A 15,579-nucleotide genomic window follows, 5' to 3' on the forward strand; every position below is an offset into this window, starting at 1 on the left:
GCATCTTTTCCTCGTCAAATATTTTTAAACAATTGCAACTGCTTTAACGAGCTAATTTGATTAAGTCTCTATTCGTGTTTAAGTTAATAAGTACGATTACTATTACTTAGGGGTTGCAGAGGTAGAGGTTTTATATTTTACGTCTTCTCCAAACTGGATGAGTTTGCCGATGTTGAAATCAATCCTCACCCAAGTTCGTAAGGAGCGCAAACTATCGAGTAATAGCAAAGGAATGTGCCAGTGATGCACCATTAAAAACGGTAATGGATCGTTAACTTCAAAGATTGCATCCTTTCCTCGCCAAATATTTTTAAACCACTTTTGTAACTGCTTTAATGATCTAATTTCATTAAGTCTCCAAAGTTCGTGATATAACCAATAAGTAGGCTTACTATCGCTCAGGGGTTGCAGAGGTTCAGCCGGAGGCTCTTTACTAAGATAGGCATCCGCTAAACCTGGATGGTTGTAATACATTGTAATTGCAGAGTGAGCGCGAGCGTTGCACTCGATCGCATAAATCGCGCCATCTTCCGCCTGAATGAAGTCAAAACAAAGTTGTCCAGTCAGTTGTAATTCTTTGACAAAATGACTCACCCACTCTTTAATTTCTGGGTGTTCAAAGTTTTCGTAATTGACTTGAAAAGCAGATGATTCACAGCAGCAATGTACCGTTAATGCACCATTTCTCGCTGTATCGTGAGTACAGTATTCTGTACCGGGAATAAACTCTTGCAATATCCAAGGGTTATCTTTACTAATTGGCTTACTTTTAACATGAAGCGCCATTTTTTCGTAAGACTCCATTGGTAACTTGGTCAAATCCAAGCGTAAAACAGAGTCATAGACAATACTTTTGAGAATATACTTGCGCTTTTCGTTGGCAAAGTCGAATTTAAGAACTTGTTCGGAATCTGTAATTAAGAAGGTTTTCGGGACAGATAACGAGAGTGAGCGGGCAATTTCTGCAAAGGTAAACTTGTTATCCAGCATCTTCATGGTATCAGCATCGAAGTGGAAACTCTCGCAACACCCTGATAACACTGGTTTGCGCTCGGAGTCAAAGTAGCTGGCAGCAAAAATACCTACCGGGACAAAAAAATCTATGTTTTCTTTTTTGGCGATCGCACGCACGGCTTGAGTATAGCCTTCTAAGTCTTCTTGTGAGTCAGGAACTGTGTAAAAGCCAGCCACAGAGTTAGAAAATCGATAACCACTGAACCAGTATTTATCGAGATCAAATAAAATGACTCGATGCCCAGCAGCGTGAAACGATCGCGCAAGCTGAAGGGTTTTGGTCATTCTACCACCACCGATTAAGATATTTTTAGGATTTTCGCTCAAAACTACAAGATTAGCATCCGATCGGCTGAAAAAATTCCACAGCAACGATGCAAGTACAACGGTGCAGTTAAAGGGAAATGCGATCGCCAGTAATGCAAGTGTGCCCAAGTTTTGGAATATGGCAAAAATCTGCTCCCTCATAGTTGTAATTGTGACATGATAGTGGAACCTTTGGCTGGTGGGGAGTCAGAAATTAAGTGACTCAACAAAATTCTTCAAGGGCGGCTAATAATCACTGAGATATGGAAATAAACTGCTAGCGGCTTCTTTCCGCATCCTCTCTCTTTTTAAAGGTAAATGTCGAATATTTATTCTTTATTTTTTAGATGGGGATTGCCTGGAGTACAAATAGGTGTTATTTACGCACTTGAAGTCATTAGATTTTTAGGCGATCGCTCTATTTTGTAGAAGGGTGTATATTAAAGTTCTATTAGTTGTCGCTAGCGAAGACTTTAGGCTATTCCAAGTCAGAAGAAAACTAAAAAGGTGATTTGCCTGACATTAGGTTATGCTCAACGCTTCATTGATCGCTGTCATAAATAACTCATTTAAAGGAATTCCGGCTGCGTTTGCCGTACAGGCAATTACCGCGTTATGGTCAAAAATACAAAACAACCCGGCTTCTAAAAACCAAGGTTGTCCGTGTGGGTCGATCCGGAAGTCAAATAAACTATAGTGGCGACAGCCCAAAGCCAAATGACACTTCTTTACTTCTTGCTGAACCTTTTGCGTGATCGGGTCATCAATATCTACAATCCAACCTGGGACATAATTTTTAGCAGTTGAAGCCAAATCGCCCTCGATTGGGATTTTGAATTTGTCAGTATAGCTGCGGATGGGTCTAGTTTGCGGGTCTATTTGATACTCTTCAAGGGGTAAACCGATTAGCTCCCCATTTTTGACAATAGCGCCGCATCTGACTTCTCGACCGGCTTCAATAAATGTTTCTACGATCACCTCATCTGCAAATTCAAATGCTTTCTTCAAGGCAGCGTCATACTCACTCTTTTCTTTGACTAAGGACACTCCTAAAGAGTTGTCGGCATTTGCGGGTTTGATGACTGCTGGAGGTGTAATTGTTGGAACGTCTCCTTGGCGGAGCAGTTCTCCAGAAGGCACTTTAACTCCTGCTGCTGCGACAATTGCTTTGGTTCTGGCTTTGTGGGCTGTGATTGCCATGACATCTGGAGTGTTGCCGATATAAGGGATCTTAAGCAAGTCGAATAGTGCCCGGTAGTCAGTCATTCCAGGGAGACAAAACATTTGTGGCAACATCAGGTCAATGTTTTGCGCTGTTATAAACTGTATGGCATCTGATAGAGGCATGGGTTTAGCGACAGCAATATCTTCTGGACTGAGGGAAGAAGGAAATCGCCACTGTCCATCAAGTGTGATGTATGCAATCAGAAAGTCATAGAGCGATGGATTTGCCGTAGCTACCAGACAGCTTTGGGCGTAATTGCGTGACAACTGACAGTAAAAATCATTGTATGCAGATCCAACTAAATGAAGGATACGAAGTACTGACATGATTCATCTTCTTAAATACTGTTGTATTTTATATAACAACTGGATTGCAAAAAAACAGCTTCAGGGGAGATGAGGAAGCAAGCGAAAAATTATTCTTTTGAAGTCTAAGCCTTGGCTTAGACTTCTCTGCTCATCTCCTCATCTCTCGATTACACAACTCGTCTAATCAGGGTTATACCATCTCGGATGGGTAAGATAACTTGCTCTACACGAGGATCGGCGGCGACAATACGGTTGAACTGAGCGATCGCTTCACCGTTGGCGGTGCGTTGTTCGGGTGGCAGGTAAACTTGTCCCTGCAACAAAGTATTATCCACACAGATTAACCCGTCGGGAGTTAGTAAGTTACTATCCAAAATGGTCTGGAAGTACTTTACATACTCTTTTTTATCTGCATCAATGAAGATCAGATCAAATACTTCTTTTCTCGCAGCCAGCTTGTAGAGCGTCTCTAGGGCTGGTGCTACTTCCACAACGATTTTGTCGCCGTGGGGAGACTCACTAAAGCAAGCTTGAGCAAATTCAGCAACATAAGGATCTACTTCGCAACCTATAAGTTGCCCATCACTTGGTAATGCTTCTGCCATTGCTAAAGCTGAATACCCTGTGAACATTCCTACTTCCAGAATGCGCTTTGCCTTGGTGATATGAACAAACATTTTCAATGTCTGTCCTTCAAGATGTCCTGAGAGCATCTCCTGCTCTAGTTGACGTACTGTTTCACCATCACTGAAGCGCTTGCTCCAGTCTTCAATGCTTGTTTTTTGCGCCAATGCTGTCAATGCGCTCGATTCGGGGGTAGTGTAATCATCCAAGTAGGGATCTAAACCCGCCGCTAATTGAACTCCCTGCCGCAAAGAATCTAATATCTCTACGGGAATGTTGTTCTCTTGTGCTAATTTGAGGGTTTGCTGTAGCTGGGCTACTAAGATGCTATGTGGCGTTATCGGCCTAGATGTTTCTCGTCCTAAAACACTCGTCATATTTTCACACCCCTACTAGCTTGGCTTCTTGACTTTCAATGTATGCGTCAACACCTTTTCCGCCACGAGGGTATTTAGCACAAAGCCGTTTGTGTTCAGCTAAAGCAGCATCAAGTTCTTCACGAGTCAGATCGTTGGCAAAGAAGCACTCACCAATTGGACAAGGCATGGCTGCGCGTTGTTTGCCATCTCGTGTCAAGCTTATAGACTCGGTAGCATCCCAGAGCAAATCTCCATCTAGTAGAGGATGATCAAGTGATAAACCTATACGACTCATCAAGTCTAGGATGCGATCGCGCTCTCCTGTTGGAATATAGCCCCGTTGTGCTGCAATGGTTGCAGACAAAGCCATATCTATATTGACCGCATGACCATGATATAGGGGTATCTGAGGTGCTAATTCTAGGGTAGGACTCCAAGTGTGACCGTAGGCAATTACGCGGTCGAGGTCTATTTCATGCAAGTTAGGAGTCTCTAACTCCAACATGGTTTTGATTGCCTCATAGTTGACTTTATGGGCAATCTCTTTAATTTCCGGTGTAGCATTCACATGTCCAAAGTGAGTGGAAAGCAGTTCTTCGCCATATTCGTATAGCAGTTCAAAGACTTCGGAGTTAGAAACTACAGCAATTTTCACCAACTCTGCCATCCCATTACGAACTTGAGACGTTGGCAAGGTTTTCAAAAATGAGAAATCCAGGATCACTTTCAAAGGTGCATGATATGCTCCCAAGCGATTTTTCAACTTGCGATGATTAACTGCTACCTTAATCGCTACACCTGCATCAATCAAACCAATTAACGTGGTAGGAATGCGGATATAGTTGCTCTTGCGACGGTAAGAAGCACAAGCAAACCCAGCCACATCAGTAACTAAACCACCACCGACAACTAAGACTGGTTCTTTACGAACTAATCCAAAATCCGAAAAAGCGTCAACAATTTTTTCAAACGTTGCCAGGGTTTTAGCTGGCTCTGTAATCATGATCGGAAATACTGTCAGTTCAATGTCATAGTGTCTAAAATATGACCTGATCTGATCGCCATAAAGTTCATGGACATTAGCATCAATTACAGTCAGACAGCGACCAAATTTTGCATAGCTATCTGCTATTTCTCTGTTTTTAATATCAAATGCACCGTTCACATAGACAAGACTAAAATCGATTTTTTCATAACCTTGGACGTGAAATGCAGATTCTGTAGCTTCAAATGATGCTTGAACTTTATTCATGTGTCTTGACCTTGTTCCAATTAAAAAATTGTGAGATTTCGGTAATAATTCCGATTTACCCTAATGTATGCCATCAGAAAATAATGCTCTTTATCGTTTTAGATTAAAGAGATCATTAAATGAGCTTTCAAGAAAAAAACTTACTTATATTTCTGACTGGCAATGTTATTAAACAACACCATTCATTGGAGTAAATTCTGTAAGTAAGCTAGTCTCTAAATTAAGATAGGCTCTAAACTAGTCAACTAGTCGCACTGGCAAAATTTCGCCATAATACTTGCATTCTTTCTTTCGGGATTATTGACTTTGCTGAGAGGAAAACTTATCTTAATTGACATTTATTCCACTATGTTTGTTTAATTTTTAGTGGTTTTCCAACTGCACGATTCCACAAAAATTCTAGCCTAGAAAACTTATCGTATTGTTGACCCCCAAGCTTAAATTTGAGATTAGAACCCTGATTAATCGTCAGTTCGCTGTTTTTTAGCATTACTATCAAACCTTATCTCGCTAAACTCTATATATTCTATTTGCTTCAGAATAACAGTGGAATTCTAAGAAGTTTATTTGAATTTTTATTAACTCCACTATGTTTGTCTCTAGCAACTTTCCAATCATTAGACTTTGCAAAATTACTATTCTAGTAAACTATTCATACTGTTTATCTCCAGGCTGACATTTGAGATTACAGGCATGATTAATTCTCAGCTAGCTGTTTTTTAGCATTAGTCTCAAACCATAAAATGGTTAAAAACGAATATGACTCACTACACTCTATTCAGAATGGTAGTAAAATTTTTTTTCATTCAATCAAGTTACTGCTCAGTATTCAACATACCTACCTCGGTAACTCCTAAAAATTCAGGATTTAAAAATATCTGAGTTACTAGTAACAAAAGTTTAACTTTATTTAAGGAATGGTTGTGTGTTAAAAACTTCTAAGTTTGCTTGAATTGCCTTTTAAAGTTCTCAATTAAGCTATTTTACCTTAATAGAGCAAATAATTTACCAGATGATAAATTAAAATTACAACACAAATCATAACATTAGAACCATAGAAATCATAACATATGTTAATGGATTTAAGTCAATCCACCATGCGAAGTGTACTGGATAACAATACATTTTTAAAAAAGTATGTCTAAAGATAGATATTTTATAAAGTAAGATGGAGTTAAGGTGTTTGAACATGATATACTTAAAAAAGTACCAAAAATAATCTTGTCTTAAAATCAAAATCTCTACTAGACTGGCTCTTGAGCAAATAATACAATCAAAGACAACTTGGTATTACTCATGTCTGCGTATAAAACGGACAATGTTCAGTAAACCACAAACTTTTAAAAACCAGCATGAGAAGGCAGGAGGTACTATGCTGGAGGCTCAGTTGGTAAGCCCCATAAATAAATTTAGGGGTTTTAAACAATTGAGTTTACATATATTGAAATTTTATCATCGGCTTACTAAAGTCACAGTGGATACTTCAGAAGGCAGAAGGCTGTATACAAATTAAGGATTTTGCCAATCTGTCCCTGTATCAATTTAAACTTCAACTTATCATTCATCATTCCAGTTGCCGCGATCGCTTAGTTACTTTTGATATAAAAAATTCAGTATTTTTAACAGACAAAATTTATGTAAATTACTTTTTAAAATATCTTAATAGTTCTTAACTAAGTTTAAAAAATCTTGGTTGGATTGAGTTAATAATTAAGAGCGGTCGCTTTGTAAAGGTTAGTTGATATTTCTTGTCAAACTGCTAGTGAAGTTACAAACTAAGAAATACAACACACGCAATTATTTTATGACTGCTATTTCTAACTTTGAATTCAAGCGACCAATTTGGCAAATCGGCATTATATTGACTTTAGGGTTTTGGCTCAGTGCTAGTCTAGTTTTAGACTGGGTAATTATGCCTAGCCTTTATCTTTCTGGCATGATGAGCCAAGCTGGTTTTACGACAGCAGGCTATACGATTTTTTGGAACTTCAATCGGATGGAATTGTTATCTGCTGCTATAGTCCTGACTGGGGCGCTAGCTTTGAGCAAAACCCGATATCACTGGCGGATTGGCAGTATTGTTTTATCAGTATTGCTGCTAACAATAGCTATGCTTGACACCTATTTCTTAACTCCGCAGATGTGCGCTATAGGAGTTCAACTCAACCTATTTGAAGCTGCTGCTATTTCATCGACAATGAATTTACTACACGGCAGTTATTGGGTACTGGAAATAGTTAAGCTGGTGGCTGGTGGCACACTTTTAAGCTGGTGCTGGCGGGAGCAATTTTAAGTAGATGGAGAATTTTAACAGTGAGAATATCTAGTTCTAAATCTCACGCCAAAGACGCAAAGAAATTCTTTGCGTCTTTTTGCTAAATATACTTTATGTATGAATGCGATTACGGATAATTTTCTACTTATAGTTGTGACTTTTAAAACTTGCGATTTTCAGAAAAATTGCTATTCTAAAATGATTCACTCATTTATAAGTGTAAATTTAATATAGTGTTTTCTAAGCACATGAGGTACATCTTAGCCCCCTTTCTGGCTTGGGGGTGGGGTTCAGTAACTACTCAATTGAAAACCACTATACACATACAAAATTATCTTTAACTGTACATTCTCAGCCTTCCCGGATATCCGATCAAATAAATACTGAAAAATAATATTAATTAGTTTTCATGTTTACTTTACTGATTTATCATGAAGTTTATATATTTATGCTAACTTTTTTTGAAAATTATAGTAATCTGAATTTTAGTGGTTACTTACTTGTTATCTACCATCTAGCAGAAAAGAACTATTTTGCAGGTATGTACTACCAATCAAGAATTTCGCTGCAAGTTCTTGAATTTATCACTTCAAATTGTGCAGGGTGACTATTTAGCCCCACACAACATTAGAAACCGTCTCCAGTAATTATGAAGAAATTCCCTTCTGCTGATTTGGTTGCCCGTTGCATCTCACCACACACCATTAGGGCGGCAATTACCAGCTAACTCATCCTTGGTCGGAGGTTTACCATTATTGTTGTGCAAGTGATAATCTTACCCAATCCCAAGACTAAGGGTTGCTCTACAATCACAAACCTAAGTAAGACATTTAACTTTTTAATGCTTAGTTTCTAATAATACGTTTTCTCTTGAAGAAGTTACCCTCAAGAATAAACTTCAAGCAAAAGTGCCCCACGACTTTCGTCACAACCGCAAAAACATAGTTAGTCAGCGCCGATTTAATGCTCAAAAGCCTTGCCTGATAATCATTTTCCGCTACATTATTGTAGATTTTGGTCGCTTTCGACTTTAGCATCAGAGGCAAAACAGTTTTGGCACGAAAACTAAAGTGTATCTACAATTTTAGGCTGCTAAATACGCATACCAATGATGCTTTTGTGACTGATGGGCGAGAGCCAATGGTCTATGCGTTGCACTTGAGTTACTGTTAGATTGGCTAGATTAGCGAAAGATACAGAAAACCAATCTAATTTTTGAAATACTATATCCTGGCAACCAGTCAGGCCATTTTGCCATTGGGCGATAACATGGATTGGTTTATTTGTAACTCGTGCTTAATAGCTTAACAGAGATTGGTGAATTAAGAGTTGGGGGGTGTGGAATCTCTGTACTAACTCAAATGTGACCGCTATATTTATCTGATAGTGCTTCCAACAAAGTCGCTGTGAATTCCGAAAAGGTAATTCACTAATTTTACGTGCAAACAAATGTTAATTTTATTCCAAAACCATCCTAATGAAGACACTTCCGATTAGTAGATACAGATTTTTCCAAAAGCTCCAGCCTTTATCTTTGTTGAAAAAAATCACTGGTAAGTCGGTTACTGGTTGTTTGCAGGTATTTAGCACATCAGGCTCTTGGTCAATATATGTAGACGAAGGTAAACTAATTTATGCCTGCTATTCAGAGAAAATGTTTGAGCCACTCTACAGAAATTTGCAACGCTTGAGTCATCAAATTTCTACTCTCCCTCGTGAAATTCACGAACAGTTGCGGGCGATATTTGAAACTGGTATCGAAAATCAGGCAATACCGAACCCAGATTATTTGGCTATTTGTTGGTTAGTCAATCAGAAATATATCAGTCCCTCTCAAGCGGCGATACTAATAGAGCAATTGGCGCTAGAAGTTCTGGAGTCATTTTTGAACTTAGACGAGGGGAGTTATGAATTTATTCCTGAAAGCTTTCTGGATGACATGCCAAAGTTTTGTCATCTGAATCTACGCTTACTAGTTGAACGATGTCAAACACCCCGAAGGGAAGCGGCTTATCGTCAGACATCGCCAACTTCTCAATCAAACCCTTCAGAATTGTTCAAAATAAATGAGCTAAAACCTAAAAGCAAAACTACACCAAACTGGTCTACAATAAACGGTTATAAGCCGCCAACCTACTCTATTAATACCAATGAACATAGGAGTCAGCAAATCACCAAACCACCTGTTGACAAAAAAATATACACGATATTTTGTATTGATGACAGCCCTACAATATTGAATACTATTAAAACTTATTTAGATGAGCAAATATTTTCTGTTGTGGGAGTCACTGATTCTTTAAAGGCTTTAATGCAAATTGTTCACACCAAACCCGACATCATTTTATTAGATATTTCAATGCCTAATTTGGATGGGTATGAACTCTGCTCTTTGCTGCGTAAACACTCAAATTTTAAAAATACACCTGTGATTATGGTGTCAGAAAAATTAGGATTTCTAGATAGAGCTAAAGCTAAGATAGTAAGAGCATCAGGTTATTTAACTAAGCCTTTTACACAAGGAGATTTACTAAAAATAATATTTAAACATATTGTTTGATTTTCTGGTATTAAAACTAACTCCACAGAAGTTAAGGTATTTCTTGGAGATTTAAGGTTTAATATTAGCTAAATTACACTATTTCAGTTAAAAAATATTCTCTGAATGAATTTAAATTAGTTGCTCGTTATCTCATAGATAGGGTTTTAATCTTATTAAAACGACCAGTGCGAAAAAAAAAACTCTAGAAATAATCTTAAAAAAAACCAAATTCGATTGTTACTGATGTAGTAATACCGGGGATAAGTAGATATGAATTGTCTCGCTTCATCAAAACAAATTCCACTCACCGCTTATGGGCATTTGAAATTGAGCAATAAATCGCTCACTACGAACCTTTTTTTTGGATAGGATTGATAACCTTAGTAGCTCTGAGGAAGTGGTATTTCCCTTAGAATTTCCAAAAGCGATCGCTCCATAACTTCACTGACAACTTTATTACCTTGTGAGTTGAGGTGAATGTGGTCGTGATACAAAGCTTGCGGATTGGTAATTGAATTGAATATCGGTAAAAAGTCTATATAGTTAATTTGTTGGGCTTTAATATAATCGTTCAAACGCTGGCGTGCAATAATTTCGTAATCGCGGGGGCCTGGTTCACCAATTTCTCGCAGTAAGGGAGTCATGGCTAGAAGAAATTGGCTGTTGGTTTGGCGATTCAGAGCTTGAATTTTACCGATCGCTTCCAAATTAATCCCCACGCGATCGCCTGCTTCATTTTGCACTGCTTCCATTTCAGGAATTGGCTGTTGCTTGACGATATAACGTTGCCACACTTCCACTAATGCTAAGGGAGGTTTAGGTTTACTATTAGGATAGTTGCGATCGCGTCCTACCGGTAAAGAAGTGGGAGCAGTAGCAAACAAATCATCGGTATTAATTAATAACAGTACTGCTTGGGCGTTGAAATTGCTAAACTTCTGTAAATAAGCTAACTCGTTCCTTGGCCCCCAAGAGTTAGCTGAAGCATTCAGCACTTCTACTTCCTGATAGCTATTATTAGTGGATGATGCCAGAGAACACATCATCATCGTGGATATTGTATTAGTCTGATCTGTCCACCAGCCACCATTAGCAATAGAATCTCCTAACAGTAAAATTCGCAACCCGGAAGGTGTAAGTGTCTTATTGAACGGATTACTTCGCATAGAATATTCATTAATTTCAATGCGATTACCAAAACGATGGGTACGCTGGTTAGGAGCCAATAAATAACCAATCTGCTCATCGCCAATGTAAATCAGGGGATTACCAAAGCCAAAAAGCGATCGCAGTCCGATCTCGACTACCACAAACAATCCCACCACCACCACCAAAAATACGATCAACGCGACTTTCACCTACTTACACCCTCTTATACCGAGTTGCTTTTCAACGATAGTAACTGACGCATTAGGCATTGGATAGAGGTATGGAGACGGGATGTACAAAGCAATAGCGTTCGGATAAGCAGGGGAAGCACTTGAAGAAAGAAGGTTATTGTTCAGTAATTCTTTTCTTTCCAGCAAACAGATCCTCTACTTCTTTCCGCTCCCCAGGTATCTGATTAAGCGGATTAATATGTATTGGAACGTGTTTAATAAGCTTTAAAACAGCAATTGTATAGCTGTTAACTGTCTATCTAATGGTTTGCCAAAAGTTTAATATATTTAGGCTGTTTTTGTGTAAGAGTATAGCAGTGTTTTATAGTGATATAATTTTTAATTATAGTATTACATAAATTACAACTGTCATCATTTTATCAAGTTAGCAAAATTTTTTCCGGGGTAGGCTAGGATGATTAAAATAGTCACACGCAAATATTTAGGAAAGCAAAATGTCTATGACATAGGGGTTGAGCATGACCATAATTTTGCGATCAAAAATGGGTTAATAGCTTCTAATTGTTTTAATAAATCCCATTCGACTGCCTATGGTTATGTTACTTATCAAACAGCATATTTAAAAGCTAATTACCCATTGGAATATATGGCGGCGCTGTTAACGGCTAATAGTGGCGATACCGATAAAGTACAGAGATATATTACTAACTGTACAAATATGGGTATTTCCATAGATCCTCCAGATATTAATCGTTCTGGTGTTGATTTTACGCCAACAGCAGGAAAAATTCTGTTTGGATTTTCGGCGGTGCGTAACGTGGGACAGAGTGCGATCGCTTGTATTTTGGAAGCGAGAAATGAGATAGGATTTAAATCCCTGGCTGATTTTTGTGATCGCGTGGATTTACGTGCTGTTAACCGCCGCACTATGGAATCGCTGATTTACTGTGGAGCCTTTGACAAAATTGAACCCAACCGTCAACAGTTAATTAACGACTTAGAGTTAGTGTATGATTGGGCACAATCCCGCGCTAAAGACAGAGCTAGTGGTCAAGGAAATCTCTTAGATTTATTAGGCGACGGATTTTCTTCTACTCCCACCAAAAGAGCAAATAATGCCTTTGAAACTGCTCCCAAATCTAAACCTGTGATGGACTTGCCACCACAGAAAAAGTTGCAGATGGAGAAAGAATTATTAGGATTTTATGTATCAGATCATCCATTGAAATCCTTACGGCAAATAACACCACTTTTGACTCCAATTAACCTTTCGCAACTGGGAGAGCAAAGGGAAGAAACAAGGCTTTGTGCAGTTGTCATGTTGAATAACGTCAAAAAAGTGGTTACTAAAAAAGGCGATCAAATGGCAATTTTGCAAATAGAAGACCTCACTACACAATCAGAAGCTGTAGTCTTTCCCAAAACCTATGAACGCATTAGTTCCCTACTCCAAGTTGACACTAGATTGATTATTTGGGGAAAAGTAGATCGACGCGACGAGCAAACTCAATTCATTCTTGAAGATGCAGAGCCAGTGGAAACAGTACAAATGGTAATGGTGGAATTAAATCCCCAGCAAGCAGGTAATATCGATGAACTACATCGCTTGAAAATAATTTTGCAAGAACACTCAGGAGACAAAGAAAAGGCAAAAATGCCAGTGATCGGAATTATACAAACTGAAAATTCTCGGAAACTTGTTCGCTTGGGTTGGCAATTTTGCGTACAAGATTCTAGAATAACCGTTCAAGCTTTGCAAAATGCCAGTTTTCCTGCTCATATCAAATCCCTGACTGGTATCTGAAGCCAAAAGTGAAAAGTCCACTAATACTGAAAAGCAGCTTAAAAATCAGTTTTACTGAACCGTCAACAGTAAATTGCCTTAAGTATGCAGGCTTGTAATAGTTTTTTTAGTTACTTATGCGGATGATAACTTCCGTGAGGTGATGGTATATTTTTATGCTAAGACCCTTAAGACTGCGACCGGGGGAAGGAGTTATAACTTGATGATCGTGAACGAGCTACATAAATTTGTTTCATACTGTAAAATCATTCAACCCCAAACTCAGGAGGACATTAAAAAATTTTTTGAAGGAGTTATCTTATTTCCTTATGATAAGGAACTTCTATTGCAAGCTTATTTATTTCTGAATATTAAAGACTTGTTTCCCTCGTGCGCTGAATTACTGTTATTTGAAAAATCTCCAATTTCAGATTATACAGATTTAGGAAAGTGTGATTTTGTCTACCAGACCTTTAAAGGGAGCCTGTTTTTAATTGAAACTAAGTTTATTGATACAGAAGCAACAGGAGCTACAGAAAGGAAAAGAAGAAATAAACATAGAAACAAGGTATTTGAGCAAGTTATTACTTTGAAAGGTCGGTTTAGTGAATATTGGAATATGAGGCTAGATCAATTAGAATGCGGGGTTTTCACAACAGATGCAGAAGTTGCTTGGCGAGGAAATGGCGTGAACGTCATTTCTAAATCAATATCTATAGAGCATCTGGAAAAATGGCGAAGAAGCTATCACAGTAGTGAAAAATTTTTATCTCATCAAGATGGGTCAAAGCTTGAGGGGAAGGTTAATTTGAAAAGTTGAGCCAAGATCCAAGTATACTTTTTTCGGTGATTTGCTCTCGGTAACCTTATACAATTTGTGGAGCGATGCCTGGCGGTTTTTGCTAGCCTACACAAGTCAGAGTCCAAAGCCGTCTATTTGACGAGATCGAATAGTAAGCTAATCGTCATATCATGTCCGGTTGCTAACCCATAATTAAGCTACAACTTGAGGCCACCAGTAGAAGTTTGTCAAACCTCGAACTAAATCTTGCTGTTGGGGCAATTGTTTACAGCGATGAAACAAAACTTCCTCCAATTCATCAAGATTCTCGAATGTTCGGTTGGCAAGCGGCTCATTTGTTATCGGTTAAAGTCTTTGAGCTGGTTGAAATTCTGGAGAGTGAGATGGCATTTCAACAAGATGAATACCTTACGGCACATCGAGTTTTTCACTCTTGTGCCATCCGGCTTGCTCCAGGGTCAATATAACTTGTTTCTTTTCTCCAAAACTGAAATGTTCAGCGAAATCAGCCAAGACTATTAAATCCGTTAGATTCACTCTAGTAATTTTTGGTGAATTTATAAATTTCAAAGTAAGGAAAATCTTTCACCTACTCAGGTGACAAGATAAAATCACCTGTTTTGAATCGGCGGTAGTTGCACTTTTGGTTTTAGCACTAGATAAAGTCTTTCTCCAAATCAGTTTGGATCGAGTTCTAAATTAGTGCAAGTTATAAGGTTAATTCTCAATAAAACTGCTTAAATCAGCAAGCTCAGGAATGAGTATCTTCGTCGGGCGCTTCAAATTTATAACCATAGCCTCGCACAGTTTTAATAAACTCTGGTACGCTGGCATCGACTTCCATCTTCTTGCGAAGCTGACCAATATGCACATCAACCACTCGGCCATCTCCAACGTAGTCGCAACCCCAAATTTTTTGGATTAGCTGTGGGCGACTCCAAGCCTGATTAGGATGACTTGCCAAAAAATGTAAGATATTAAATTCTAGTGCTGTTAAAGCAAGAGGTTTATCGTTAAGTGTTACTTCCCGACCCTCTGGGTTAATTGCTAACTGCTTAAAAATGATCCGTTGTGTTGGGGAGGGGTTGATGTAACGTATCCGTCTCAAAAGAGCTTCTACTCTAACTTCAACTTCTGCAAGACTAAACGGTTTGGTCATGAAATCATCAGCACCTGCGCTTAAGATTTTAATTTTATCAGCCTCGTCAGTCCTACTAGTCAGTATCAGCACTAAAACATTAGTACGGCTCTGCATTTCTTGGCAGAGGCTATAACCATTAAGATCCGGCAAATTCCAATCCAGAATCACTAAGGCCGGGTTGAATTGCTCAAACAACGATAAGGCAGTCTTACCATCTGCTGCGGACTCTATTTGATATTTCCGGCTTAAAAAACGATAGACCAGATTTCGCACACCGAAATCGTCATCGACGATCAGAATTTTGGGAGTAGTAGCGGGAACCATAACCATAATGCTGCCTATTGTAGATTGGGCGATTCGTTGCGCCAGTTTGTTTCTGTTAATAGTGTATTCACGCGCGTCTGTGCTGAGTACAATCACTACTGTAGTAACTGTTTACAATTAATCTTCCATGAAGTTTATCAAAACTTTAGCCATTGTAATGCTAATAAATTGTATAAGTATTGATTGTATGAAGATTGTATAATTTTAAGTTTCAATACTTAAAGCCCTTTTAAGGTGACTTGTAAAATCTCTTTTTTCTCTTTGCCCCCTCAGCCTCTCTGCGG

Annotated in this window: 11 protein-coding genes; 5 read left to right on the forward strand and 6 right to left on the reverse strand. The window is 38.5% G+C overall.

Annotation, left to right across the window (positions count from 1 at the left end):
* Positions 1-102: 102 nt before the first annotated feature.
* The 4 genes from VE944_RS11525 to VE944_RS11540 form a co-directional block, all read right to left on the reverse strand.
* Positions 103-1,482: an ATP-grasp enzyme gene (locus VE944_RS11525; RefSeq protein ID WP_324976827.1), complete on the reverse strand. Its 1,380-nt coding sequence runs from the start codon at positions 1,480-1,482 to the stop codon at positions 103-105.
* 360 nt (positions 1,483-1,842) lie between these two features.
* Complete coding sequence (locus tag VE944_RS11530; RefSeq protein ID WP_324976830.1) at positions 1,843-2,871, reverse strand: D-alanine--D-alanine ligase family protein; 1,029 nt, start codon at positions 2,869-2,871, stop codon at positions 1,843-1,845.
* 149 nt (positions 2,872-3,020) lie between these two features.
* Entirely contained in the window at positions 3,021-3,854 is an 834-nt protein-coding gene (locus VE944_RS11535; RefSeq protein ID WP_324976833.1) for an O-methyltransferase, read from the reverse strand.
* Positions 3,855-3,858: 4 nt separating this feature from the next.
* On the reverse strand, positions 3,859-5,088 hold the full coding sequence (locus tag VE944_RS11540; protein WP_324976837.1) for a sedoheptulose 7-phosphate cyclase: 1,230 nt from the start codon (positions 5,086-5,088) through the stop codon (positions 3,859-3,861).
* 1,804 nt (positions 5,089-6,892) lie between these two features.
* Between VE944_RS11540 and VE944_RS11545 the strand changes: the two genes are divergently transcribed.
* A complete protein-coding gene (locus VE944_RS11545; RefSeq protein ID WP_324976841.1) occupies positions 6,893-7,381 on the forward strand; it encodes a hypothetical protein in 489 nt (162 codons plus the stop codon).
* Positions 7,382-8,840: 1,459 nt separating this feature from the next.
* Entirely contained in the window at positions 8,841-9,923 is a 1,083-nt protein-coding gene (locus VE944_RS11550; protein ID WP_324976845.1) for a response regulator, read from the forward strand.
* Positions 9,924-10,285: 362 nt separating this feature from the next.
* Here VE944_RS11550 and VE944_RS11555 read toward each other — a convergent pair whose 3' ends face one another.
* Complete coding sequence (locus VE944_RS11555; RefSeq protein ID WP_324976848.1) at positions 10,286-11,263, reverse strand: SGNH/GDSL hydrolase family protein; 978 nt, start codon at positions 11,261-11,263, stop codon at positions 10,286-10,288.
* Between the two features lie 436 nt (positions 11,264-11,699).
* On the opposite strand from VE944_RS11555, the gene VE944_RS11560 reads away from it, so the two are divergent.
* From VE944_RS11560 to VE944_RS11570, 3 genes are all read left to right on the forward strand, one after another.
* Positions 11,700-13,049, forward strand: coding sequence for a helix-hairpin-helix domain-containing protein (locus VE944_RS11560; protein WP_324976851.1), 1,350 nt, complete (start codon positions 11,700-11,702; stop codon positions 13,047-13,049).
* A gap of 202 nt (positions 13,050-13,251) precedes the next feature.
* Positions 13,252-13,848 (forward strand): hypothetical protein, encoded by a 597-nt coding sequence (locus VE944_RS11565; RefSeq protein ID WP_324976854.1) that lies wholly within the window; start codon positions 13,252-13,254, stop codon positions 13,846-13,848.
* Positions 13,849-14,054: 206 nt separating this feature from the next.
* Complete coding sequence (locus tag VE944_RS11570) at positions 14,055-14,297, forward strand: hypothetical protein (protein ID WP_324976857.1); 243 nt, start codon at positions 14,055-14,057, stop codon at positions 14,295-14,297.
* A 284-nt stretch (positions 14,298-14,581) separates the two neighbouring features.
* Here VE944_RS11570 and VE944_RS11575 read toward each other — a convergent pair whose 3' ends face one another.
* The gene (locus VE944_RS11575) at positions 14,582-15,301 is read right to left on the reverse strand and encodes a response regulator transcription factor (RefSeq protein WP_324976859.1); all 720 of its coding nucleotides are present in this window, start codon (positions 15,299-15,301) and stop codon (positions 14,582-14,584) included.
* Between the last annotated feature and the right edge of the window lie 278 nt (positions 15,302-15,579).

Source organism: Nostoc sp. (assembly GCF_035638895.1).
Taxonomy (GTDB): Bacteria; Cyanobacteriota; Cyanobacteriia; order Cyanobacteriales; family Nostocaceae; genus Nostoc.